At 59.5% G+C, this 23274-nt stretch carries 19 protein-coding genes; 8 read left to right on the top strand and 11 right to left on the bottom strand.

What is annotated here, in order from left to right; all coding sequences use genetic code 11:
• Positions 1 to 6 precede the first annotated feature (6 nt).
• The 3 genes from ccoG to R0I78_RS06560 form a co-directional block, all read right to left on the bottom strand.
• A complete protein-coding gene (gene ccoG, locus R0I78_RS06550) occupies positions 7 to 1401 on the bottom strand; it encodes a cytochrome c oxidase accessory protein CcoG (protein ID WP_317074746.1) in 1395 nt (464 codons plus the stop codon).
• 152 nt (positions 1402 to 1553) lie between these two features.
• Entirely contained in the window at positions 1554 to 2990 is a 1437-nt protein-coding gene (locus tag R0I78_RS06555; protein WP_317074747.1) for a PLP-dependent aminotransferase family protein, read from the bottom strand.
• Entirely contained in the window at positions 2965 to 3522 is a 558-nt protein-coding gene (locus R0I78_RS06560; RefSeq protein WP_026344709.1) for an acyl-CoA thioesterase, read from the bottom strand. Before R0I78_RS06560 ends, R0I78_RS06555 begins: the two co-directional genes overlap by 26 nt.
• Positions 3523 to 3727: 205 nt before the next feature.
• On the opposite strand from R0I78_RS06560, the gene tyrR reads away from it, so the two are divergent.
• Both tyrR and R0I78_RS06570 read left to right on the top strand, forming a co-directional pair.
• Positions 3728 to 5278: a transcriptional regulator TyrR gene (gene tyrR / locus R0I78_RS06565; protein ID WP_019934110.1), complete on the top strand. Its 1551-nt coding sequence runs from the start codon at positions 3728 to 3730 to the stop codon at positions 5276 to 5278.
• 14 nt (positions 5279 to 5292) lie between these two features.
• Positions 5293 to 6096, top strand: a complete 804-nt coding sequence (locus tag R0I78_RS06570; RefSeq protein ID WP_317074748.1) for an MliC family protein — start codon at positions 5293 to 5295, stop codon at positions 6094 to 6096.
• Positions 6097 to 6129: 33 nt separating this feature from the next.
• On the opposite strand, the gene purU is transcribed toward R0I78_RS06570, so the two are convergent.
• Genes purU through glyA form a run of 6 tightly spaced genes read right to left on the bottom strand, consistent with a single transcriptional unit; the run spans position 6130 to position 13500 of the window.
• A complete protein-coding gene (gene purU / locus R0I78_RS06575) occupies positions 6130 to 6996 on the bottom strand; it encodes a formyltetrahydrofolate deformylase (protein ID WP_317074749.1) in 867 nt (288 codons plus the stop codon).
• A 25-nt stretch (positions 6997 to 7021) separates the two neighbouring features.
• Positions 7022 to 7651, bottom strand: coding sequence for a sarcosine oxidase subunit gamma (locus tag R0I78_RS06580; RefSeq protein ID WP_317074750.1), 630 nt, complete (start codon positions 7649 to 7651; stop codon positions 7022 to 7024).
• The gene (locus tag R0I78_RS06585; RefSeq protein ID WP_317074751.1) at positions 7641 to 10673 is read right to left on the bottom strand and encodes a sarcosine oxidase subunit alpha family protein; all 3033 of its coding nucleotides are present in this window, start codon (positions 10671 to 10673) and stop codon (positions 7641 to 7643) included. Before R0I78_RS06585 ends, R0I78_RS06580 begins: the two co-directional genes overlap by 11 nt.
• Positions 10670 to 10948: a sarcosine oxidase subunit delta gene (locus R0I78_RS06590; RefSeq protein ID WP_317074752.1), complete on the bottom strand. Its 279-nt coding sequence runs from the start codon at positions 10946 to 10948 to the stop codon at positions 10670 to 10672. The genes R0I78_RS06585 and R0I78_RS06590 overlap by 4 nt, the downstream gene beginning before the upstream one ends.
• Before the next feature lie 23 nt (positions 10949 to 10971).
• Positions 10972 to 12225 (bottom strand): sarcosine oxidase subunit beta family protein, encoded by a 1254-nt coding sequence (locus tag R0I78_RS06595; RefSeq protein ID WP_317074753.1) that lies wholly within the window; start codon positions 12223 to 12225, stop codon positions 10972 to 10974.
• 12 nt (positions 12226 to 12237) lie between these two features.
• Entirely contained in the window at positions 12238 to 13500 is a 1263-nt protein-coding gene (gene glyA, locus R0I78_RS06600) for a serine hydroxymethyltransferase (RefSeq protein ID WP_317074754.1), read from the bottom strand.
• 261 nt (positions 13501 to 13761) lie between these two features.
• Here glyA and R0I78_RS06605 point away from each other — a divergent pair, with 261 nt between their 5' ends.
• The 3 genes from R0I78_RS06605 (at position 13762) to R0I78_RS06615 (ending at position 17910) form a co-directional block, all read left to right on the top strand.
• Entirely contained in the window at positions 13762 to 14811 is a 1050-nt protein-coding gene (locus R0I78_RS06605) for a GlxA family transcriptional regulator (protein ID WP_317074755.1), read from the top strand.
• A gap of 91 nt (positions 14812 to 14902) precedes the next feature.
• The gene (locus tag R0I78_RS06610) at positions 14903 to 15652 is read left to right on the top strand and encodes a substrate-binding periplasmic protein (protein ID WP_317074756.1); all 750 of its coding nucleotides are present in this window, start codon (positions 14903 to 14905) and stop codon (positions 15650 to 15652) included.
• Complete coding sequence (locus tag R0I78_RS06615; RefSeq protein WP_317074757.1) at positions 15652 to 17910, top strand: ATP-binding protein; 2259 nt, start codon at positions 15652 to 15654, stop codon at positions 17908 to 17910. Before R0I78_RS06610 ends, R0I78_RS06615 begins: the two co-directional genes overlap by 1 nt.
• A gap of 127 nt (positions 17911 to 18037) precedes the next feature.
• Here R0I78_RS06615 and R0I78_RS06620 read toward each other — a convergent pair whose 3' ends face one another.
• Positions 18038 to 18925 carry an MBL fold metallo-hydrolase gene (locus R0I78_RS06620; RefSeq protein ID WP_317074758.1) on the bottom strand — a complete coding sequence of 296 codons (888 nt, stop codon included), beginning with the start codon at positions 18923 to 18925 and terminating at the stop codon, positions 18038 to 18040.
• 149 nt (positions 18926 to 19074) lie between these two features.
• On the opposite strand from R0I78_RS06620, the gene R0I78_RS06625 reads away from it, so the two are divergent.
• From R0I78_RS06625 to R0I78_RS06635, 3 genes are all read left to right on the top strand, one after another.
• Positions 19075 to 20064 carry a GlxA family transcriptional regulator gene (locus R0I78_RS06625; protein WP_317074759.1) on the top strand — a complete coding sequence of 330 codons (990 nt, stop codon included), beginning with the start codon at positions 19075 to 19077 and terminating at the stop codon, positions 20062 to 20064.
• A complete protein-coding gene (locus R0I78_RS06630) occupies positions 20061 to 21068 on the top strand; it encodes a GlxA family transcriptional regulator (RefSeq protein ID WP_317074760.1) in 1008 nt (335 codons plus the stop codon). The genes R0I78_RS06625 and R0I78_RS06630 overlap by 4 nt, the downstream gene beginning before the upstream one ends.
• Positions 21069 to 21167: 99 nt before the next feature.
• Positions 21168 to 21719, top strand: a complete 552-nt coding sequence (locus R0I78_RS06635; protein ID WP_317074761.1) for a cysteine hydrolase family protein — start codon at positions 21168 to 21170, stop codon at positions 21717 to 21719.
• A gap of 191 nt (positions 21720 to 21910) precedes the next feature.
• Here R0I78_RS06635 and R0I78_RS06640 read toward each other — a convergent pair whose 3' ends face one another.
• The gene (locus tag R0I78_RS06640) at positions 21911 to 22942 is read right to left on the bottom strand and encodes a sensor domain-containing diguanylate cyclase (protein WP_317074762.1); all 1032 of its coding nucleotides are present in this window, start codon (positions 22940 to 22942) and stop codon (positions 21911 to 21913) included.
• Between the last annotated feature and the right edge of the window lie 332 nt (positions 22943 to 23274).

Here is a 23274-nt window from a genome sequence, read left to right on the forward strand (position 1 = left end):
GCTGCCTCAGGGAGCAAGAAAGCGGCTGTCGGTACGCACCTGATACCGCTCAGTGGAAGCCACAAACACCAGAGTGCGTGCAGGTATACTCGGCACAGGTGCCGCCAGAGACAGGGTGATCGGGATTTCCATGACGTTTCCCGGAACCAGAGTCACCCGCTGGGGGCCGTGCCAGACCGGATTATTCAGCCCTTCCACCGCCAGTACCACCTGCTGCTCATACTGACTCTTGTTGGCAAGTTTCAGCGTAAAGGTATTTTCAATACGGCCATCCAGTGCTTCACGATAGAGCTGCTGCCGGTCACGAACCACCTCCAGAGCCAGGGGCGTGCGGCTGGCCACTGTCAGTACCAGCAGCGCCAGTAATGCCACCGTAAACGCACCATATCCCAGTATTTTGAGCCGGGAGCGTGCGGCTTTGCGTCCTGCCAGCTCATTCTCGCTGGCATATCCGACCAGTCCGGGTTCATACCCCATTCTGGTCATGGTCTGATCGCAGGCATCAATACAGGCACCGCAATTAATACACTCATATTGCAGGCCGTCACGAATATCGATACCGGCCGGACACACCTGCACACACAAGCCGCAATCAATGCAGTCACCCAGCCCCTGCGCCCGGTGATCACTTTTGCGCGCACGGGGTCCCCGCTGCTCTCCCCGCGCAGCGTGATAGCTTGCCGTCAGCGTATCGGCATCGAACATGGCAGACTGAAAGCGCGAATAAGGGCACATATGAGTGCACATTATGGTTCGCATCCACCCTGCATTAAGGTAAGTACAGAGCGCAAACAAGGTCACCCAGAATACCGGCCAGGGCGCGGCTGACAGCGTCAGCAGCCCTTTTGCGAGTTCACCGGCAGGCGTGAAGTACGCCACAAAGGTAAAACCACTCAGAAATGCAATCAGCAGCCAGACAAGATGTTTGCTGCCTTTACGCAAACATGAATCAAGCGTGGCCGGCTGCTGATCCCGGTGCCGGCGCTGATTGGCACTGCCTTCCAGTTTTTCTTCCACCCATATAAACCAGAACGTCCAGACCGTTTGCGGGCACAGGAAACCACACCATACCCGGCCCAGCCAGGCCGTCACAAAAAATAAGGCAAAGGCTGCCACCATCAGCAGCAGCGCCAGCAATGTCAGATCCTGTGGCCAGATGGTCATGGCGAACAGATAAAAACGCTGGGCTTCCCAGTCAAGCAATATGGCCTGCTGACCATTCCATTGTAACCAGGGGCCGAGCAAAAACAGTAACATCAGGCCCCAGCCAAGCCGACGCCGCAATCGCTGCCAGCGGCCCTGCTGCGCGCGCACATAAATATGGCCCTGATCACGAGGACGAGGACGAGGCGTTTCGGTACATACTCTGACGTCAATGCGGGAAGAGGAAGTGTCGTTCATAAAGCTCACTTGCGTTGTGGTTTACGGCCCTGATGCGGCCGGTCAATAACGCAGTAAAACATGGCTGACAGATGCCTGACATAAACAGTCACAGCCACAAAAACGATAACAGTTCATGCCGGGCAACCGGCCAAAACCATAACAGTATGCGGTCAGCAGCCTGAAATAAGCGCTCTGATCAAGACAGACAAACGGCCAACGGCCGCTTCTGTACGGGAGTTCCAGGGCAGCGACACATTCAGCCTGAAACAATGCCGGAACTGCTCACCGGCGGCGAACATACGGCCGGGAGCAATGGTAATCCCTTCCGCCAGGGCAAGGTGATAAAGACGGGTTGCATCCATACTCTCCGGCAGGCTCAGCCATAAAAAGTAGCCGCCAGTGCCGGGATCTACTCTGACCTGCGCCGGCAGCAGCTGACACAGGGCCTCATAAAACCGTTGCTTACGCTGTTGCAGCACTCTGCGTAACGTACGCAGATGCCGGTCGTAATGGTGGGATGCAAGATAGTCAGCCAGAGCCAGCTGCATGGGCGCGCTGGTAGACAGGGTACTCATCAGTTGCAGCCGCTGAATATCCGGAGCCCGTTTTCCTGCCGATACCCAGCCAATACGCAGCCCCGTGGCAAGGGTCTTGGAAAACGAAGAGCAGTGCAGCACACCCGGGTCCTGCGCCCGCAGGGGTAATGGTGCTCGCTCGCCATCATAGAGCTCCATATATACATCATCTTCAATCAGCGGCACCTGATGCTCACGCAGCAGTGCCAGCAGCCGGGAGCGGGATTGTACCCCCAGACTGACACCCAGCGGATTCTGACAATGGCTCATCAGCCAGCAGGCTTTTACCGGATAACGGCCAAGGGCATCGGCAAGGGCATCAAGATCCAGGCCGGCAGTCACGTCTGCCGGCACCGCCAGCGCCTTCAGCTGCAAACGCTCAATGGCCTGCAGAGCACCATAAAAGGCCGGTGCTTCTACCACCACCCAGTCTCCCGGCCGGGTGAGTGTCTGCAGGCTGAGGTTCAGCGCTTCCAGCGCACCGGACGTAATCACTATCTCTTCCGGCGTTACCTCCATGCCACGGGCGGCATAGCGGCGCGCAATGGCCCGGCGCAGTTCAGCACAACCCGGCGGCAGCACCAATTGCTGATCCGGTGTCAGATGCCGGGCAACCCGGCCGAGAGAGCGGGCCAGCTGCTCCTGAGGAAACAGTGACGCATCGGGAAACGCCGAACCAAAGGCCACACAGTCCGGTCGTTGGCCGGATTGTAAGACATTGAAAATGAAAGCATTAACATCCACCGCCTCGGCGGCATGCAGCGCCGGACGGGCCAGGTTGGCAGGGCTGTGCTGGCACGGAGCAACCCGGTAACCGGACTGGGGCTGCGCCAGGATCCAGCCCTGACTTTCCAGCAGCTGATACGCATTTAATACCGTCATCAGACTGAAGCCGGATTGCTTCACTGTCTCCCTGAGCGACGGCAGCTTATCACCGGGCTGCCAGACGCCGTTTTCAATCTGTCCCTGCAACTGCCGGGCAAGACGGCGGTACTTGCTGGTCACTTCACAGCGCCAGCCGGCAGTTTTCACCTTCCAGCTCAGCCATTTCCTGATCCAGACTTAGCGACTGGCGCAAATCAGCCACTTCCTGCTGATGGGCACGGCGCAGTTTTTTACGCAGTTTACCCATCACAAAGCGACGTATTTCCTGCTCGTCTTCCAGCACCAGGCCCGGCACAGCACTGGGCTTGCGGGTCTTTTCATCCAGCGCCACCATGGTGAAATAAGAGGTGTTGGTATGCTTGACGATACCCTGCTTAAAGTCTTCCGATACGACCTTGATGCCCACTTCCATCGAGCTTTTGCCCACATAGTTAACCGAGGCATACAGCGTCAGTAACTCGCCCACTTCCACCGGATTTAAAAAGTCCACCGAGTCGACCGAGGCCGTCACGCAATAGCCCTTGGCATGGCTGGCAGCACAGGTATAGGCGATTTTGTCCATCAGTGACAGAATAATGCCTCCGTGAACCTTGCCGCCAAAGTTGGCGTAAGAAGGCACCATCAACTCCTTGAGGATCACCTGGGACGACTTGACCGTAGAAAAAACCGCTTCACTCATTACTTCACCTGACATACTGACTGTTTTTTATTAAGAATACGTGCCACCGGCGCGCAGGATGGCAAGCATGGACGAGCCAGCCCCTCAGGTAAACCACACAAGCCGCTAAAAAACGGATTAATCACGTTTTACTACGACTTTAGTCGCTTGCAACAACAAGTGTAAGGTATTATTTACACCTATTGCCTCTTTACCGGTATAACGCATGCGCCTGAAAGTAAACTGTGAAGACCGCCTGGGCCTGACCCGGGAGCTGCTGAATATTCTGGTGGAGCACCGCATTGATTTGCGCGGCATCGAAATAGACATCAGTGGCATCATCTATCTTAACTTTCCCGCTCTCGACTTTGCCGAGCTGCAACATTTGATGCCGGCCATTCGGCGTCTGCCCGGGGTGCACGATGTGCAGACCATTACCTGCATGCCTTCAGAGCAGGAGCACAATGCCATTTCTGCCCTGCTTAAAGTGCTGCCCGATGCCGTGGTGGCGGTGGATATCAAGGGTCGTATTACCCTGGCCAACGACGCCGCCTGCACTTTGCTCAACGCCCCCCAGGCCGAGCTGTTGCAGCAACCCCTGGGGCCGCGTCTGAAAGGCGTTTTTGTCAGCCGCTGGCTGGAGCAGGACAAGCCTCTGCCCCTGAGTGAGCGGGTCACCATTGACGGTGAACCCTGGCTGGCAGATTTTCTGCCCATTTGGGTGAAGGAAGAATCTGGCGGGCAAAGTCTGGCCGGTGCTGTGGTGGTGTTCAAATCTGCCTGGCGCATCGGTCAGCACTTCAAGGCCATGCGCCACCGTGAAACCGGTCACTTTGACGATTTTATTGCGCACAGCCCGGCCATGAGTGAACTGTTAAACGAAGCCCGCCGGCTGGCGGTGCTGGACGCCCCCCTGCTGATCTTGGGGGAAACCGGCACCGGCAAGGAGCAGCTGGCCCGCGCCTGCCACAAGGCCAGCCTGCGCGGCGAGGGCCCCTTTATTTTGCTCAACTGTGCTGCCATTCCCGATGACGCTGCCGAAAACGAGCTGTTCGGTTATGCGCCCGGTGCCTTTGGCAATAACACCAAAGGCAAGCGTGGTGTGCTGGAGCAGGCCAACGGCGGTACTCTGCTGCTGGATGAGATTGGTGAAATGTCACCGTTACAGCAACGCAAGCTGCTGCGTGTGCTGCAGGACGGCGTATTCCGGCGGCTGGGCGATGAGCAGGAAGTGAAGGTGGATATTCGAGTGATCTGCACCAGCCAGCAGGACCTGGCGGCTCTGGTGGAAAACGGTCAGTTCCGTCAGGATCTGTTCTACCGGCTCAACGTGCTCAACCTGCGGGTGCCCTCACTGCGGGAGCGGCAAAAAGACATATTGCCCATGGCCCGGCACCTGTGCACCCGCTATGCCGCCGCACTGGAGCGTTCTCAGCCCAGAATAACCCCAAAGCTGGCCGACTATCTGCAGCACTATCCCTGGCCCGGCAACGTGCGTCAGCTGGGTAACTGTTTGTACCGGGCCATTTGCCTGCTGGAAGGAGACGAGCTGGATGTGGGCGACTTGTCCCTGCCCGAGCATAACAGCCTGCCGGAGCTGCATGCCCTTTGTGACGGCTCCCTGGATGACGCCATGAAAGGGTTTGAGCGCCTGCTGCTGGAGCGGCTGTATCCGGAATATCCGTCCAGCAGGCTGCTGGCCAAACGCCTGGGCATCTCCCATACTGCAGTGGCCAACAAGCTCAGAGACTATGGAATAGGCAAGCATAAAAAATAACGGTTCACGGAGTCATGATGAAATTCATTTTATTACTACTGGCGATACCGGCCCTGTCGGCCTGCGCCCAGCAGGCAGCCCGGCCTGCAGCCCCATTGTGCTCGCCCGAATGGGCTCAATGGGTGGAGCAACGAGTGCAGACCAGCGACGGTCAGGGCCATGGCCCGGATATCGGCTCCGATGAATGGAAGTCGGTGGTGGAATTCCGGCTGAATATTCGTGGCAAGGCCAGTGTGCCCGGGCGCGATACTCAGGCCTGGTGTGAATATATTGACGACATAGTTAAACAAGGACCGTCCTTCTCCTGTGAGGCGGTTACGCCCGGCAGCACGGAAGAAATGATCTGCAACGACGCCGGCCTGGCAACGCAGGACCGGCAGCTGGCAGAGGTCTATGAGCAGGCGCAGGCCAAGGCGGCCGATGAACACCCGCCTACCCTGAAAGCCAGCCAGCGCGGCTGGATCAAGGGCCGCAATGAATGCTGGAAAAGTGCAGACCAGCGTACCTGTGTGCGGGAGCAATATCAGCTGCGCACTGCTGAGCTGCAGGCCCGCTACCGGCTGGTACCGGCCCGCGGGCCTTTTGCCTTCAGTTGCAACGGCAATCCGGCCAATGAGGTGGTTATCACCCATTTTGACACCGAGCCCGCGACACTCATCGCAGAATACGGCGACAGCGTATCACTCATGTATGTGCAGCCCAGCGCCAGCGGCAGCCGCTATGAAGGCCGTAACGAAAGCTTCTGGGAGCATCAGGGGGAAGCCACCGTCCGCTGGGGATACAAGGCTCCGGAAATGACGTGTGTAATAGCACAATAAGCAAACCGGCCTGCTGATGCAGGCCGGTTAGTGTCAGCTGCCCAGTACCACCGTCTTGCCCCGGTACATAAACACCCGTTTTTCGATGTGATACTGAATGGCCCGGGCCAGGGTCACGCATTCTATGTCGCGGCCCTTGGCTACCAGCTCTTCCGGATAGTGGCTGTGATCCACCGCCTGCACCCCCTGAGTAATAATGGGGCCTTCATCCAGCTCGTTATTGATGTAATGGGCCGTGGCCCCTACCAGCTTCACTCCCTTGGCATAGGCCTGATGATAAGGCTGAGCGCCCTTGAAGCCGGGCAGCAGAGAGTGATGAATATTGATGGCGCGGCCCGCCAGCTTGTTACACAAATCCGGGCTTAATACCTGCATGTAGCGTGCCAGCACCACCAGCTCGGCATTGGACTCCTGCACAATTCTCCACAGCTGCGCCTCCTGTTCCGCCTTGGTATCAGGCGTAATGGGCAGGTGGTAATAGGGAATATGATGCCAGTCGGCCAGCCGCTGCAGATCCGGATGATTGGAAATGATCGCCGGAATTTCAATGGCCAGCTGCCCGGTACGATAGCGATAGAGCAAGTCGTTCAGGCAGTGATCAAATTTCGACACCATGATCACCACATTGGGCCTGTGGCTGCGCTCGCTCAGTTCCCAGTCCATGGCATACTTTTGTGCTCGGACGGCAAAGCCGTCGCGAAAGGCGGCTTCATTAAACTCGCCCTGCTCGGGCCTGCGAAACTCCACCCGAATAAAAAAGTAACCGGCGCGGGCATCGTCAAAGGTCTGCATGTCCGCCACATAACATTGTTGCTCATACAGATAACCGGTTACCGCATCCACTGTGCCCAGCCGGCTTTCACAGCTGGCAGTAAGAATAAGCGTGTCGTGCTGCTTCATCTTGCTCCTCCCTGAGTCAGAACAGTTACTTCTCGATCACCAGGCCGTATTCCCGGCTGGCATCCTGCAACCACATCCACACATAATCAGCAAAACTGCGGCGGATCACCAGCTCAAAGCTGTCGGCGCCGGTGCGGCGCAGCAGCGCCGAGCTCTTGGCAAATACCGTGCCCACGCACTTGCCGGTGGGGAACCTGGACGGATGAATGTCGTAGGGGCACGACTTGCGAATCACCATTTCCGCCTTGGGGCCGGACAGCGCTATCACGGTCTGGCCGCCGCTGACGTCGGTAATGGCATAGTGACCCGACAGTTGCTCACGCAGCGCCTGCTGCAGCGGGCCTTCCTGCCCGCCTTCGGTGATGATCAACCATTCGTCGGGCGACAGCCACTGCACCAGTGCCTTGCTGCTCTCGGCAGACTGGCAGGCCTGAGTGGGCAGCGCCACACCCAGCACTTTTTCCACGGTGCGGGCAAACAGCTCGTTGCCTGCATTGCCCCGCAATACCAGGTGTCCCATAAAGGCCTTTTCACGCAGCACCACCTCGCCTTGCTGATCCTGACTGGCCAGGGCGTCGAGATTGGCATGATACAGCGGGGACTCTACCCGCACCTGCTGTTGGGTATCAGTGATTTTGGCGGTGTTATTCAACATGCTGACGCTCTCCTTTGGGATCATAGAAAACAGTGCTGGTGATTTCGGCTTCCAGCACGCGGCCGTCCGCCAACGGGCAATATACGGTGTCGCCCATTCGGTTCAGGCCGTCCTTGACCACGCCCATGGCAATGTTGTGGCCCAGATTGGCACTGTAATAACTGGATGACACATGGCCCACCATGGGCATGGGAATGGCATGGTTGGGGTCCAGCACTATCTGGGCACCTTCCGGAATTACTATGCTGGCTTCCTTACACTTCAGGCCCACCAGCTGCTTGCGATCGGTGCGGGCCGTGTCTTCCCGCGCCCAGGAACGCTGGCCGATAAAGGGGAATGGCTTGTTCTTGCCCACGCACCAGTCCATGTTCAGATCCTGCGGCGTGACCGATCCGTCGGTGTCCTGCCCCACGATAATGAAGCCCTTTTCGGCCCGCAGCACGTGCATGGTTTCGGTGCCGTAAGGGGTAATATTGAACTCGGCCCCCGCCTCCATCAGCGCCTCCCACACATGCATGCCGTAGTTGGCCTGCACGTTCACCTCAAAGCTCAGCTCACCGGTAAAGGAGATGCGGAAAATACGTCCTTTCACGCCGGCAATGGTGGCATCGCGCCAGGTCATAAAGGGAAAGGCGTCGCGGCTCAAATCCACGTCTTCACACACCTTTTCCAGCACTCTGCGGCTGTTGGGGCCGGATACCGTCATGGTGGCCCAGTGATCGGTGACCGAGGTGAAATACACTTCCAGCTCCGGCCATTCGGTCTGGTGCCACAGCTCCAGCCACTGCAGCACACCAGCGGCACCGCCGGTGGTGGTGGTCATCACAAAGTGCTCATCGCTGATGCAGGAGGTCACCCCATCGTCAAACACCATGCCGTCTTCTTTACACATCAGACCATAGCGGCAGAAACCGGGATTGAGCTTGGCCCAGGCGTTGGTGTAGATGCGCTGCAGAAACTCCCGCGCGTCCTTGCCCTGAATGTCGATCTTGCCCAGGGTGGAGGCATCGAGAATGCCCACGCTGGTCCGGGTGGCCACACACTCGCGGTTCACCGCCTGGTGCATGTCTTCGCCCGCCCTGGGGAAGTACCAGGGGCGCTTCCACTGGCCCACATCCTCAAACTCGGCACCGTTTTTCACATGCCAGGCATGCATGGCGCTGAACCGGGCCGGATCGAACAGGTGACCCGCATTGCGTCCGGCAAAGGCCCCCATGGTGATCGGGGTGTAGTTGGGACGGAATACGGTGGTGCCGGTTTCCGGAATGCTCTTGCCCATAGCATTGGCGGCAATGGCCATGCCGTTGATATTGCCCAGCTTGCCCTGATCGGTACCAAAACCCATGGCGGTGTAACGCTTGATATGCTCGATGGACTCAAAGCCTTCGCGCACAGCAAGCTCAATGCCGGCGGCGGTCACGTCGTTCTGATAATCCACAAACTGCTTGGGCGCACGGCTGTTAGCACGGCTGTGAGGCACCAGGAACAGCGCCTGAGCCCTGTCTTCCCGGGGATCCGTGGTGTTAATATCAGCATCGGTCACCTTGGCAGAAATCTCACCGTAACCAGTGGCCACGGCGGCCTCACGGCCTGCCTTCAGGCCCTCGGCCAGCACGGCAGACAAACCATAAGTACCCTGCACGCCCCCTGCCAGCAGTTGCTTCTGCACGGTGTCGCCGGGCACAAAGCCAATAATATCGGCGTTCCACACCGGACGGGATCCGGTGTGAGCCGTCAGGTGCACCACCGGGCTCCAGCCGCCGGAAGTGGCAATGGTGTCACAATTAAGCTGCAAGGCACTGCCGGCAACGCGGCTGCCGTCGCTGGTGATGGGCGCGACTTTGGCCCCGTTCACCCGCTTTTTGCCGGTGGCTTCAATCAGACCATGGCCGGTATAAATCTTTACACCCCGGGCCTTGAGCTGCTGATAGCGGTCGCCGCTCGGGTTGGCGCGGCTGTCTACCACCGCCACCAGCTCACGGCCGGCGTCCAGCCAGTCGAGGGCGGCCTGATAGCCGTAATCGTTACAGGTCATCAGCACCAGTTGCTTGCCCGGTGCCACGCCGTAGCGGTTGACATAAGTGGACAACGCGCTGGCCACATAGCAGCCGGGCAGATCGTTGTTGGCAAACACCAGCGGCCGCTCCTGGGCACCGGTGGCCAGAATAACGCGGCCGGCACGAATGCGGTGCAGTCGCTGACGGGTCTTGCCGGATACCCGCTCACCCAGATGATCGGTGCGCCGCTCCATCACGGTCACAAAGTTCTGATCGTAATAACCGGCAGCGGTGCCGCGGGGCAGCAGGGTCACATCGGGCAGATTTTCCAGCTCCTTTACCGCCGCTTCTGCCCAGGCCGCCGGAGCCTGACCGTTAATTTGCTGCGTGCTGTGCAGCAGGTGGCCGCCGAATTCGTTCTGCTCGTCTACCAGAATCACCCGCGCCCCTCGGCGACCGGCCGCCAGGGCCGCGGTCAGGCCGGCGGCACCGCCGCCCACCACCAGCACATTGCAGTGATGGTTGAGCTTGTCGTAGGTGTCCGGATCCCGCTCTTTCGGCACCCGGCCCAGGCCCGCGGCCTTGCGGATCAGGTGCTCATATTTGGGCCACATGGACTGGGGATACATAAAGGTTTTGTAATAGAAGCCGGGGGGCATCATGCTGCCGCCGAGCTTGCCCACCATGCCCATCAGATCCTTTTCCACATTGGGCCAGCCGTTGGTGCTGGCGGCAGTCAGGCCGTCGTAGAGTTCAGCCTGCGTGCCGCGCACGTTGGGGATCATGGTGGCTTCACTGCTGCCCACCTGCAAAATGCAGTTCGGCTCATCGGAGCCGGCCGCCATAATGCCCCGCGGGCGGGAATATTTGAACGAACGGCCTACCACGTCAACGCCGTTGGCCAGCAGGGCCGAGGCAATGGTGTCTCCGGCCAGGCCTTCATAGCGCTTGCCGTTGAAAATAAAGTGGAACGGCTTGCCGGCATCTACCCGGCCTCTGCCCTGAATGCGGTTTTGCTGGCTCATGACTGGCCTCCTTGCTCACCTATCTTGTAGGTTTCCTTGAATTCATAGGTCACGGTATGCCGGGTGGCGTTAAAGAATTTGCGGCAACCGGCGGCGTGGTACCACATCTCCTGATGCAGGCCACGGGGGTTCTTGCGCAAAAACAGATACTCGGCCCATTCTTTGTCATTCAGCGCATTGGGATCCGCGGGGCGGGCAATATGCGCCTCGCCGCCGTAGTGAAACTCGGCTTCTTCCCGGTGTTCGCCGCAGTGCGGACAATAAATATTGAACATTGTCTCTCTCCTATGTTCGGCAACTAGTGGGCAACGCCGGCTGCGCCGTGTTCGTCAATCAGATGGCCGGTGGTAAAACGGTCCACGTTAAAGGGTTTGGCCAGTTCGTGGGGCTCGTCATTGGCAATGGTGTGAGCGAACACGTTGCCCGAGCCCGGGGTGGCCTTGAAGCCGCCCGTGCCCCAGCCGCAGTTGAAATAGAGGCCCTTGATATGGGTCTTGGAAATAATCGGACAGGCATCGGGGCAGGTGTCCACAATGCCGCCCCAGGTGCGGTTCAGACGTACCCGGCTGAAAATGGGGAACATTTCCACAATGGCCGCCATGGTTTCTTCCACCACCGGGAAGGAGCCGCGCTGGCCGTAACCCAGGTAGCTGTCGATGCCGGCACCGATCACCAGATCCCCCTTGTCGGACTGAGACACATAGCCGTGCACGTGGTTGGACATCACTACTGTGTCGAGAATGGGTTTCACCGGCTCGGAGACCATGGCCTGCAGCGGGTGAGACTCCAGCGGCAGCTTCATGCCCACCATATTGGCCATCACGCCTGAGTTGCCGGCGGTCACGCAGGCCACCTTGGGTGCCCGAATAAAGCCGCGGCTGGTGTCTACGCCGGTGACGGCACCGTTTTCCCGGCGAATGCCGGTGACTTCGGTCTGCTGGATCAGATGCACGCCCATGGCGTCGGCGGCGCGGGCAAAGCCCCAGGCCACGGCGTCGTGCCGGGCGGTGCCGCCACGGGGCTGCCAGGACGCACCCAGTACCGGGTAACGGGCATTTTTGGAGCAATCCAGAATCGGCACCAGATCCTGCACATCCTTGGTATAGAGCACTTCACTGTCGATGCCGTTCAGCCGGTTGGCGTTCACTCGGCGCTCGATGTCGCGCATGTCCTGCAGGGTATGCCCCAGGTTGAGCACGCCCCGCTGGCTGAACATCAGGTTATAGTTAAGCTCCTGAGCCAGCCCTTCCCACAGCTTCATGGAGTGCTCATAGAGCCAGGACGCTTCGTCCCACAGGTAGTTGGAGCGCACTATGGTGGTGTTGCGGGCGGTGTTGCCGCCACCCAGATACCCTTTTTCAATTACCGCCACATTGGTAATGCCGTGCTCCTTGGCCAGATAATAGGCCGTGGCCAGGCCGTGGCCGCCGCCGCCTACGATGATGACATCGTAACCTTCGTGCTTGGGCGTGGGGTTCTGCCATACCTTCTGCCAGTTCTCGTGGTGAGTAAGAGCGTGCTTGAGCAGGCCAAATCCTGAATATTTCTGCATGGGGTTCACCTGTTAGTTGAATGAGCGATATACCGGAAAATAACTGCACAGGCTGGCCACCTGATCCTTCACCGAAATGATCACATCCGGGTCATCCATGTGCTCCAGAATGTCGCAGATCCAGCCTGCCAGCTGGCGGCAGTGCTCAGCCTTGAAGCCGCGAGTGGTAACCGCCGGCGTGCCGATACGCAAACCCGAAGTAACAAAAGGTGGCTGGGGATCGTTGGGCACGGCATTCTTGTTCACGGTAATGTTGGCTTCACCCAGCACCCGGTCTGCGTCTTTGCCGGTAATGCCCTGGGCAGACAAATCCAGCAGGAACAGGTGATTTTCAGTGCCGTTCGACACCACATCAAAACCGCGGCTCTGAAACACGTCCACCATGGCCTGGGCGTTTTCCACCACCGCCTGCTGGTATTCGCGAAATTCCGGTTGGAGCGCCTCGGCAAAGGCCACCGCCTTTGCAGCAATGGCATGCATCAGCGGGCCGCCCTGGCCACCGGGGAACACGGCGCTGTTCAGCTTCTTTTCCAGCTCGGGATTTTCCCGGGCCAGGATCAGGCCGCCACGAGGGCCGCGCAGGGTTTTATGCGTGGTGGTGGTCACCACATCGGCAAAAGGTACCGGGTTGGGATAAACACCAGCGGCCACCAAGCCGGCCACGTGGGCCATGTCCACAAACAGATACGCACCCACCTTGTCGGCAATGGCACGGAACCGGGCCCAATCCATGACCTGAGAATAAGCGGAGAAACCGGCCACAATCATGGTGGGCTTGTGCTCCAGCGCCAGCTGCTCAACCTGGTCGTAATCCACCTCGCCGGTGGCCTCGTTCAGGCCATACTGAACGGCGTTATAGATTTTGCCGGAAAAGCTGACACTGGCACCGTGAGTCAGGTGGCCGCCGTGGGCCAGGCTCATGCCCAGAATAGTGTCGCCGGGCTTGCACAGCGCCATGTAAACGGCGGCGTTGGCCTGAGAGCCGGAATGGGGCTGTACGTTGGCATAACCTGCCCCAAACAGCTGTTTGGCTCTGTCTATGGCCAGCAGCTCCACCTTGTCTACCGCTTCACAACCGCCGTAATAGCGCTTGCCCGGATAGCCTTCCGCATATTTGTTGGTGAGCACAGAGCCTTGCGCTTCCATTACCGCCGGGCTGGTATAGTTTTCCGAGGCAATCAGCTCAATGTGCTGCTCCTGACGGTTGGCTTCTTCTTCCATGGCGGCCCACAGTGCCGGGTCCATCTCCTGAATGCGGGTATGTTTGCTGAACATGTTAAAACCTCCTTGTACCTGCAGCTGTTGCGTTAACGACATACTACTGCCCGCCAATAAACCGAAGCTGCCTGCCTGCGGCGCAAAGCTGTGTATTTGCGACAAAAAGACACACTTCCGCAACAATCGTGATACAGCTCCGCTTTGCTACCATGGCGAGGCTAAAAGGTGCAATGGCCGCCCCGGCGGGGTAATATTCGGTTAATACGCAGTTAAAAATACGCAGACGCTTGCCACCGAAGCGCGCAATCAAATAAAAACATGTCTCAAGCCAGTGAAAAACGTCACTTCAGCCATCGGCTGCGTGATACCAACAGCGCCTTTCTGCCGGCTCGTTCGCCGGGCAGCGCACCGGTGCGGGTGGGTTTTGTGCTGCAGCCACATTTTTCCATGATGGCCTTTACTGCCGCCGTGGATGCACTGGTTACTGCCAACCTGGTGCAGTCCACCCCCCTGTTCAGCGTATCCAGCTATGGCCTGCATGGCACCGCCGTTACCAGTGATCTGGCCATTGATATTGCCACCAGCCACGCCCTGGCCGATCTGCCTCTGGACGGTGACGAGGCGCTGGACGTGCTGGTGGTATGTGGCGGTTTTCGTTGCGACCTGTCGGAACAACTGCTGCTGACCCGCAAGCTGAAGCTGGCCAACCGGCGGGAAAAAGTACTGGCAGGCCTGTGGAACGGTGCCGTGGCCCTGGCCCATGCCGGCACCCTTAATCAGCACAGCTGCGCCATTCACCCGGACAACCACAGCTACGCCAGAGAGCGCTTTCCGCAGGTGAAGGTATCCAGTCAGGCCATGGTGGTGGATGAACGCATTCTGACCAGCGCCGGCCCCAGCAGCGCCCTGGAAATGATGCTGATGCTGATAGAGCGGCTGCATGGCCGGGATACGGTGCGTGCCATTCATGAAATATTAAGCAGTGACCGCCTTGCAGACAGCAGTGAAACCCGGCTGGCGCTGGCCGAGCATGACACTGCCCTGCCCGAGGTATTACGTAATTTGCTGCGACTGATGAACAGCAACATAGAAGAGCCACTTGGCATAGCGGAGCTGGCGGGTTATGTGCAGCTGTCGCGCCGTCGGGTGGAGCGGCTGTTTCAGACTCACCTGCAAACCACCCCGTCCCGTTATTATCTGGAGCTGCGCATTACCCAGGCGCGGCGGCTGCTGCTGCAAAGCGATGCCAGCATTGCCAACATAGCGGTGGCCTGCGGCTTTGTCAGCTCCACTCACTTCAGCCATTGCTTCAAGGACTTTTTTGGCGTGTCGCCCAGCCAGGCCAGACAATTACGCCACCGGGCCTGACCCCTGTCATCACCACGGAAAGATAAATGAATATCAGTATGCAAAACAGGAAAGGATATGACGTGAACGGCTGTGTCAGAGCGGTATTGTGATGTTGATGTTTTTCTCGCTGTTACTGTTTATTCCGGCACTGGCCCTTGCCCAACCCGCGGTGATCACCGCCTGCGGCCACCCGGAAACACCACCCGTTTCCTGGGAGCAAGACAACGAGCTGACCGGCATTGCTCCTCACCTGGTTCGCAAGCTGCTCTCAGAGCAGGGCTATCACCTTAATATGCGTGTATTTGGCAACTGGAAGCGCTGCCAGCTGGCAGCCCGCCGGGGCCAGGTAGACCTGCTGGTTGCTGCCTATAAAACGCACGCCCGGGAGCGCAACTTTGTCTTCAGCCACACCCCCATAGTGGCGGATCCTGTGGTACTGTTTACTCATTTCGGCAACGGCAGCCGCAGCCCTTGGGATCTCGGCAGCAACACCCTAGGCATGTTATTCGGTGACAGCTTTGGCGACGACTTTGATCAAAAAGTCCGCCGTCATCCTCATGTGGAACGGGTGTCTACCGGCAAGCAAAATTTTCACAAGCTGGCGATGGGCCGTATCGACTACATGCCCATTGGCCTGATTACCGGCCGGTTGCAGGCACAAAAGCTGGCGCTGGCAGACAGAGTGCAGCCCCTGCCGGCGTTGCTCACACTGGAGTATTATCATCTGGCCGTGCCCAAAGGCTCAGTGCTTGAGCCCTTGTTGCCGGTGCTGTCGGCCCGGCTGCAGGAACTGGCCGAAGAACACTATATAGCGCGTATTACGCCTTTTTATGAACGCAAATACCTGGATGCCCCCTGATGAGTACCTTGCTGAGCATGCTGCCCCGCTCCCGCCGGCGCACCTTGAGTTTTCGCCTGTTCTGGCTGGTGATAGGAGTGAGCCTGTGCTTTACCCTGCTCTCCACCACGGTTCAGGTATGGCTGGATCACCGTAAAATCAGCCAGGACATGAACGAGCGCCTGGCACTGATTGAAGACAGCTATCTGGAAGGACTGTCTCAGAGCCTGTGGGATCTCAATTTGCCTCAGGCCATGCTGCAGCTCGACAGTATGCTCGACATGCCTCATATGGCCAGCCTTACCGTGACCGGAGATGGTCTGGCGCAGCCGCTTACGCTTGGCCAGCGCCTGAGTAATGACAGTGTTAACCGCCACCGCTTTGAGCTGATTTATCCCAGCCCGGCCCTTGGGCCGCAGCAGGTGGGCCAGCTGGAAGTGGCATTCAGCAAGCAAAGCATTCGTCATCAGCTGTTTTTGCGGGCCCGTACCATTTTGCTGGGTCAGTCGTTAACCGTGCTGCTGATTGCACTGAGCCTGATGCTGGTATTTCGCCGGCGGGTCACCCGTCATCTGGAGCGCATGGCCCGCTATGTGGAGCAGATTGGTGAGGGCCGCCCCGATGCCGCGCCCCTTAACCTGGCCCGCAGCCGGGGGGAGCTGCCCGATGAACTCGACACCCTGGTCGGTGCCATCAACACCATGCGCCAGTCGGTGGAGCGTCGCCAGAGCGAGCTGCAACACGACAAGAAAAAACTCGAAGCCCTGGTCGACAAACGCACACAGAACCTGCGTCAGGCCAAGGAAGAGGCAGAAGCCGCCGACAGTGCCAAATCCCGCTTTATTGCCAATATGACTCACGAGCTTCGCACCCCCATGAACGGCATTCTGGGCACCCTTACCCTGCTTAAGCCGGCCATGGAACACCGCGCCGAAAAAGGCCTGATAGATACGCTGCAACACTCGGCAGATCACCTGCTGATGCTGCTGAACGACGTGCTCGACTATGCCGCACTGGAACAAGGCCCGCTGCAGGAAGATCCTGCGCCCTTTGCCCTGAGCGAGCTGCTGGAAAGTACCATTGCCATGATGCAGGGCTATGCCGGTGCCAAACAAATTCGGCTGCGGCTCAATGCCCCCGATTCCTTGCCCTGGCTCCTGGGCCATGCCGGCCGGGTACGTCAGGTGCTGATTAACCTGCTCTCCAACGCCATCAAGTTTACCGAAGAAGGCGGCCAGGTACGGCTGGCGGTGCGCCCGGTAGGCAAGGGCTGGCAGTTTGTGGTGGAAGACAACGGCATTGGCATTGCCAGCGAACAGCAACACCGCATTTTTGACCGCTTTACTCAGGCCGATGAGAGCATCAGCCGGCGCTATGGCGGCACTGGCCTGGGGCTGGCCATTTCCCGCCGGCTGATTGAAGCCATGGGCGGCACTCTGAACCTGGACAGCGCGCCCGGTCAGGGCAGCCGGTTCAGCTTTACCCTGCCGCTCACCAGGGTGGCTCCCCTGTCACAAGCCCAGCACACCGAGCTGGCTGCCCTGCCCAGCCTCAGCCTGCTGCTGGTGGAAGACGTGGCCATTAACAGAGGCATTCTCACTGCGCTGCTGGAGCAGCATCACCATATTGTCAGCCAGGCAGAAAGCGGCGAGCAGGCGCTGGAAATGGCGCGCATGCAGGCCTTTGATGCCATTTTAATGGACATGCACCTGCCGGGCATGGATGGCCTGGAAACCAGCCGTCAGCTGCGGGAACAAATTACCGGCCTGAATCAGGACACGCCCGTAATTGCCCTCACCGCCAGCGTGACTCCGGAAGACATACGCCGCTATCTGGATGCGGGCCTGAAAGCCGTGGTGGCCAAGCCGGTACAATGGCCACGGCTCACTCAGGCGCTGGCCAGGGCCATGGACATAAAACTGCAGCCGGAGCTGGCGCTGGATCAGCCCCTGCTGCAGGAGCACCTGCGGGTGCTGGGCCGGGGCCGGCTGCTGGCCATGGTAAAAAGCTTCTCAAGCGAGCTGCCCGCCAGAACCGCCGAGCTGCACCGCGCCATAGAAGACGAAGATCATCACGAGCTGGCCCGGCTGGCCCACCGCCTCGGCGGCACCGCCGGCATGCTGGCGCAAGACCGGCTGGCCCAGGCCCTGAATGAGCTGGAGCAGGCCGCCAAAGCCCAGATACCCTTCCAGCAGCTGCCGATCACCGCCCTGGAGCGGGTGATTCGGGACACCCGCAAAACCCTGGTGGTGCTGTGCCAGCGGCTGGAGCGTAAGTAAATAGTTACCAATGGATACCCATAACGTTATGCCCGCGAAGGCGGGCACTCAGTGCATATGACAAGCTAATACACAACACTGCTCTGCAGAGCCGGCAATAGCAATCAAGTGGGCGGCTCCCTTCAGATTAAAATATCAGCGTTTCGCCGTCTGTCGGGATCTCAATCCGCTGCTCCAGCTCCTGCTCCCGAACATAACCGCTAAGCTCGTCGCGGGACTGGCCCATATGGTTGATGGCATCCATATGCACCGCCACCACGGTCGCCTCGGGCGCTTGCTCGGCCAGACGCACCACGTCTTCCTTGCCCATGATAATGGCACCGTCATAGCCGTTAAGACGCGCATAGCCGGCATTCGCCACCACCACCTGCGGGTGGTACTCGGCCAGTGCCTGGCCGACCTCATTACGCCAGATGGTATCCCCCACCAGATACAGTGTTTCGTGCTCCGGTGCTTCAAAGACCACCCCCATGGCATCGCCAAGGAAACCGGCCAGCTCGGGGCTGGCAAACATCTCATCGGTGCCGTGCTGGCCACCGGTCCGGCTGAGGGTCACGCCACCGAACTCGGCGGTGTCAGCAAGAATGCGTACGTCGGTAAATCCCTGGGAGCGGATTAGCTCGGCATCGGCCTCATGCTGAGTAAACAACGGAATATTCTTGGGCAACAGCGCCTGAGCCGCGTCATCCCAGTGATCCAGATGGGTGTGGGTCACGATGATGGCGTCCACGTCGCCAAAGACCGCTTCCGCCGGCATCGGCAACTCAACCAGCGGATTGCGCAGGTGGCTGCGATAGGTGCCTTCAAACCCCGGGTAGGCTCCCTTTTTCGCCAGCATGGGATCGATCAGAAAGATCGTGTCGGCATAGGTGATTTTCACCGTGGCGTTGCGAATGAGCTGTACCTTTACCTCACCGTCTTGTGCCCTCATGGCGACGGATTCATGGGCAAAGGCACCCTGGCCGGCAAGCCCCAGGGCCAGGGCGATAGATGTGACTAACGTTTTGATGTGCATGATACGACTCCTGTAATGGTGATTTGCTCCCGGCGGTACCGGGAAGCAATTTGAACACAGCCAGTGTGCCGGGAGACGCCAGGGCGCACCATTGACCTGAATGACAATGTGAGATATTTTTGGGCCATTCGCCCCCCACGAGGAAATCCATGCCTGCCACCCGCATTGCCGTGCTCGCCTTTGAAGGGGTCAGCCTGTTTCAGCTCTCCATCCCGGCAATGGCCTTCGGTGCCGTCAACGGGCCGGAAGACTTTCCCCGTTATGAGGTGCGCTACTGTGCTCGGCAGCCCGGCGCGGTCCGCAGTGATCAGGGGCTGGTTGTCCAGGTGCCGGACGGGCTGGAGGCAATGGACGAGGCCGACATCATCATAGTGCCCGCCTGGGACCAGCCGGAAACCCCGGCCCCGGCCGAGCTGACGCTGGCCTTGCGGCGGGCCCACCAGCGGGGTGCCCTGATAGTGGGGCTTTGCCTGGGTGCCTTTGTACTCGGCGATGCCGGACTGCTCGACGGCCGCGAAGCCACCACCCACTGGATGACGAGAGAGCTGTTTGCCCAGCGTTTTCCCCACACCCTGTTCCGGCCAGACGTGCTGTATGTTGCGGACGCTAATGTAGTGACCTCGGCAGGTACTGTGGCCGCCATCGACTGCTGCCTGCAACTGGTGCGTGAGCGCCATGGTGCCGACGCGGCCAACCGCATGGCCCGGCTGCTGGTCACCCCGCCGCACCGTCAGGGCGGCCAGGCACAATACATTGAACGGCCGATTCCCCAGCTCCACAGCGAAAACCGCCTGCCCGGCGTACTGGAATGGGCCCGCGCACATCTGGCCGAGCCGCTTTCGGTCGACCAGCTGGCCGGGGTGGCCATGATGAGCCGGCGCACCTTTACCCGGCGTTTTCGGGAAGCCACCGGCACCACCGTCGTCAAGTGGCTCAACACTGAGCGGGTGGCCCAGGCGCAACAACTGCTGGAAACCACCGAACTGCCCATCGAATGCATTGCCGCGGAAGTCGGCTTTGGCACGCCCCTGTCTTTGCGCCAGCAATTCAGTGCTCAGCTGGGCACCTCTCCGTCGGATTACCGGCGCACGTTTTGCCTGCGCCGGCAGGCCGGCCATCAGCAATCCCGTCACCCATGAGCAAAACACACCAGACCGAGATTGGACTCATTCTGTATTCAGGGGCTCAGCTGTCGGCCGTGCTGGGGCTGACCGATTTGTTCGGCATGGCCAACCGCATAGCCACCGGCCACGGCCAAAACAATGCGCCGATATTGCGTATCAGCCACTGGCAGGCGGAGGCCGCAGCCGCCGCGCCGCACCGAGTGTTTGACAGCAGCCCGGGTACACTGCCGGTCACCCCGACGGCGCTGATCCTGCCGCCGACCTTGGGCGAGCCGATGACCGCGGAAACATCCGCCCCACTGGCACGCTGGCTGCGCGACCAGCATGCCGGGGGAGCTATCCTCGGCTCGGTGTGCGCCGGGGCCTTTGTGCTGGCCGCCACCGGCCGAGTGGACGGCCGACGGATCACCACCCACTGGACCTATGCCGAGACACTGCAACAGCGCTTTCCAAAGGTGCGGGTAGATGCCGACCAAATGCTCATCGACGACGGCGATATCCTTACCGCCGGGGGCCTGATGTCCTGGACCGATCTGGGCCTGCGGCTGGTGGATCGCCTGCTCGGCCCCGGCGTGATGCTGGAAACGGCCCGCATGCTGCTGGTAGACCCGCCCGGCCGCGAACAACGTTACTACAGCGTATTTTCTCCTCGTCTCACTCATGGCGATGCCGCCGTGCTCAAACTACAACACTGGCTGCAGGCCACCGGTGCCAAAGATATGGCCCTGACAACCCTGGCCGCCCGGGCCGGGCTGGGAGAGCGCACCCTGTTACGCCGGTTTCAGAAAGCCACCGGCATGACCACCACCGAATATTGCCAGCGCCTGCGGGTAGGCCGGGCACGGGAGTTGCTACAGGTTGGCGGTACCACCATAGAGCGGGTGGCTTGGGAAGTAGGCTACGGCGACACCGGTGCCTTTCGCAAGGTGTTCACCCGTCTCGTGGGCCTGGCCCCCGGCGAATATCGCCGCCGTTTTGGTACCGGGCAGGCCTGCGGGAAACAAGACGGCACTGATTGACTGAATGTCGTTATCACCCCGCAAATTGTCGCCAGCGACACTGTCCTCCTCATCCGCAGACAAGCACAATAACCTCTCCATTCATCAGGAGACTGCACCATGAAGCAACGCGGACTGATCGTGATCGATCTGCAAAATGAATACCTGCCCACCGGCAAGCTGCCCCTGACCGGGATTGAAGCGGCAGCGGCGAATGCCGTCAGGGTAATTGCCGATGCCCGCGAGCAAGGCATACCGGTGTTTCATATTCGGCATGAGTTCGCCAACGGCGAAGCCCCTGTTTTCGTGCCCGGCACCGACGGCGTGAACATCATGTCTGACGTAACACCGGCCGAAAACGAACCGGTTATCGTCAAGAATTACGTCAATTCGTTCCGCGACACCGATCTCAAGCAACAGCTCGAGGCCCGTGAGATTGAAGAGGTGGTCATTATTGGTGCCATGAGCCACATGTGCGTGGATGCCGGCGTGCGCGCCGCAGCCGACATGGGCTACCCGGTCACCGTGGTGCACGATGCCTGCGCCACGCTTGACCTGGAATTCAATGGCGTGACCGTGCCTGCGGCCCAGGTTCACGCCGCCATGATGGCGGCGTTCGAGTTCGGCTACGCCACCGTCGTCTCAACCGACACTTATCTGACCCGAAGTTGAGTAACTGCGGAGAAATAAAAGCCCCCACTCCCATCAGCAGAAACGGCAGCAGGGTAATGAGGGAACCCCCGACATAGCTATCAGCGGCGGCCGTTGTCGTCCCGGCTTTCAATCTGCACCCCGGCGTTATGGAATTTATTGGAATGGCGAATAGCGCGACAGCCACTATGCCCGCAAGCGTGCTTCCGACTTCAGCTCTGGGGTAGCGCCTCGCGCTGATAATGGCGGTGCTTGTGGGCGTACATCTGGTGATCGGCCAGGTTCAGCAGAGCCTGCGCCGTGGTGCCGTCTTGCGGGTACAGCGCCGCCCCCATGCTGAAGCCGCAGCGCAGCGCCTGGTCGTTAATTGCAAACGCAGGTGCCATGGCCGCCTCAATGCGCGCAGTGGCTTGCGCCACATCCTTCGGCTGCGCTATCTGGGTCAGCAAAATCACAAACTCGTCTCCGCCCATGCGCGCCAGGGTGTCTGAATCCCGCAACAGGGGCTGAATGCGCCCGGCCACCTGCTGCAGCAGGCAGTCTCCCGCCTCGTGGCCATGGTCGTCGTTGACCTTCTTGAAGCCATTAAGCTCGATAAACAGCACGGCCAGCGGCACCCCGGTGCGTTGTGCCAGGGCTATGGCCTGTTTCAGGCGTTCGTGCAGCATATAGCGGTTGGGCAGGCCGGTGAGGCTGTCGTGATGGGCCAGATACTGCATTTTCTCTTCGGCCGCCTTGCGCCCCGAAATATCGGTCACCATGTTCAGGGTGGCCGGCTCGCCCTGCCAGACAATGGCGACCCCGCTCAGCTCAATGGGATAACTGGTGCCATCCTTTTTCAGAAACAGGCTTTCGTAGCGCTGGGGGGATGGCTCGCCCGCCAGCCGGCGCAGGTGGTTTGCCAGCATCACCTCACGGGCCGAAGGGTCGATCAGCGGCATAAAGGTGGGCAGCGCACGCAACTCGGCCTCGCTGTAGCCGGTCATCTCGCACATGCGCGGGTTCAGGTAAACCAGCCGCCGGCTCTGCACCACCACTATGCCCTCATGGGCGGTTTCTACCAGGTAGCGAAAGGAGTCTGCCCGCTCGCGTACATTCTGCTCCACGCCATCATGACGGCTTGCCGCCCGCCGATGACGCCAAAGAGACCACGCACAGCCCCCGGCCAGCACCAGCAGTGCGACCACTGCACTCCAGGCCAGATACGGACTGACCAGGTAACCTGCTTCCGTGCTTACTATCATGCCCGACACCCTATACCTCATCACTGTTCGGTCGTTTTCCGTGTACAGCACCAATGGATTCAAATGTGCCGAAACCGGGTAAGCTTATCCGCTGTCAAAGGCAGGTGCCATTGATAAACATCAAAAACTGGCGTTAATGCCTGAAAAACAAGCGTGAAGCAGCTGGCCGGTGTGCCGACGAGAAGACCCGGCAAACCGGGATATCTTTCCTGCAAAAGCCCTCATCATTGAACTGGTTACCATTTCTGCTTCACTCCAAATGCAGTTCACCGCTCACGAACAGTCAAAAAGCGCAAAAAACAAGCAAAGATCACAATTAACCCTCTCCCCCG

Origin of the sequence: Oceanimonas sp. CAM02 (assembly GCF_032842915.1) — a bacterium.
Taxonomy (GTDB): domain Bacteria; phylum Pseudomonadota; class Gammaproteobacteria; order Enterobacterales; family Aeromonadaceae; genus Oceanimonas; species Oceanimonas smirnovii.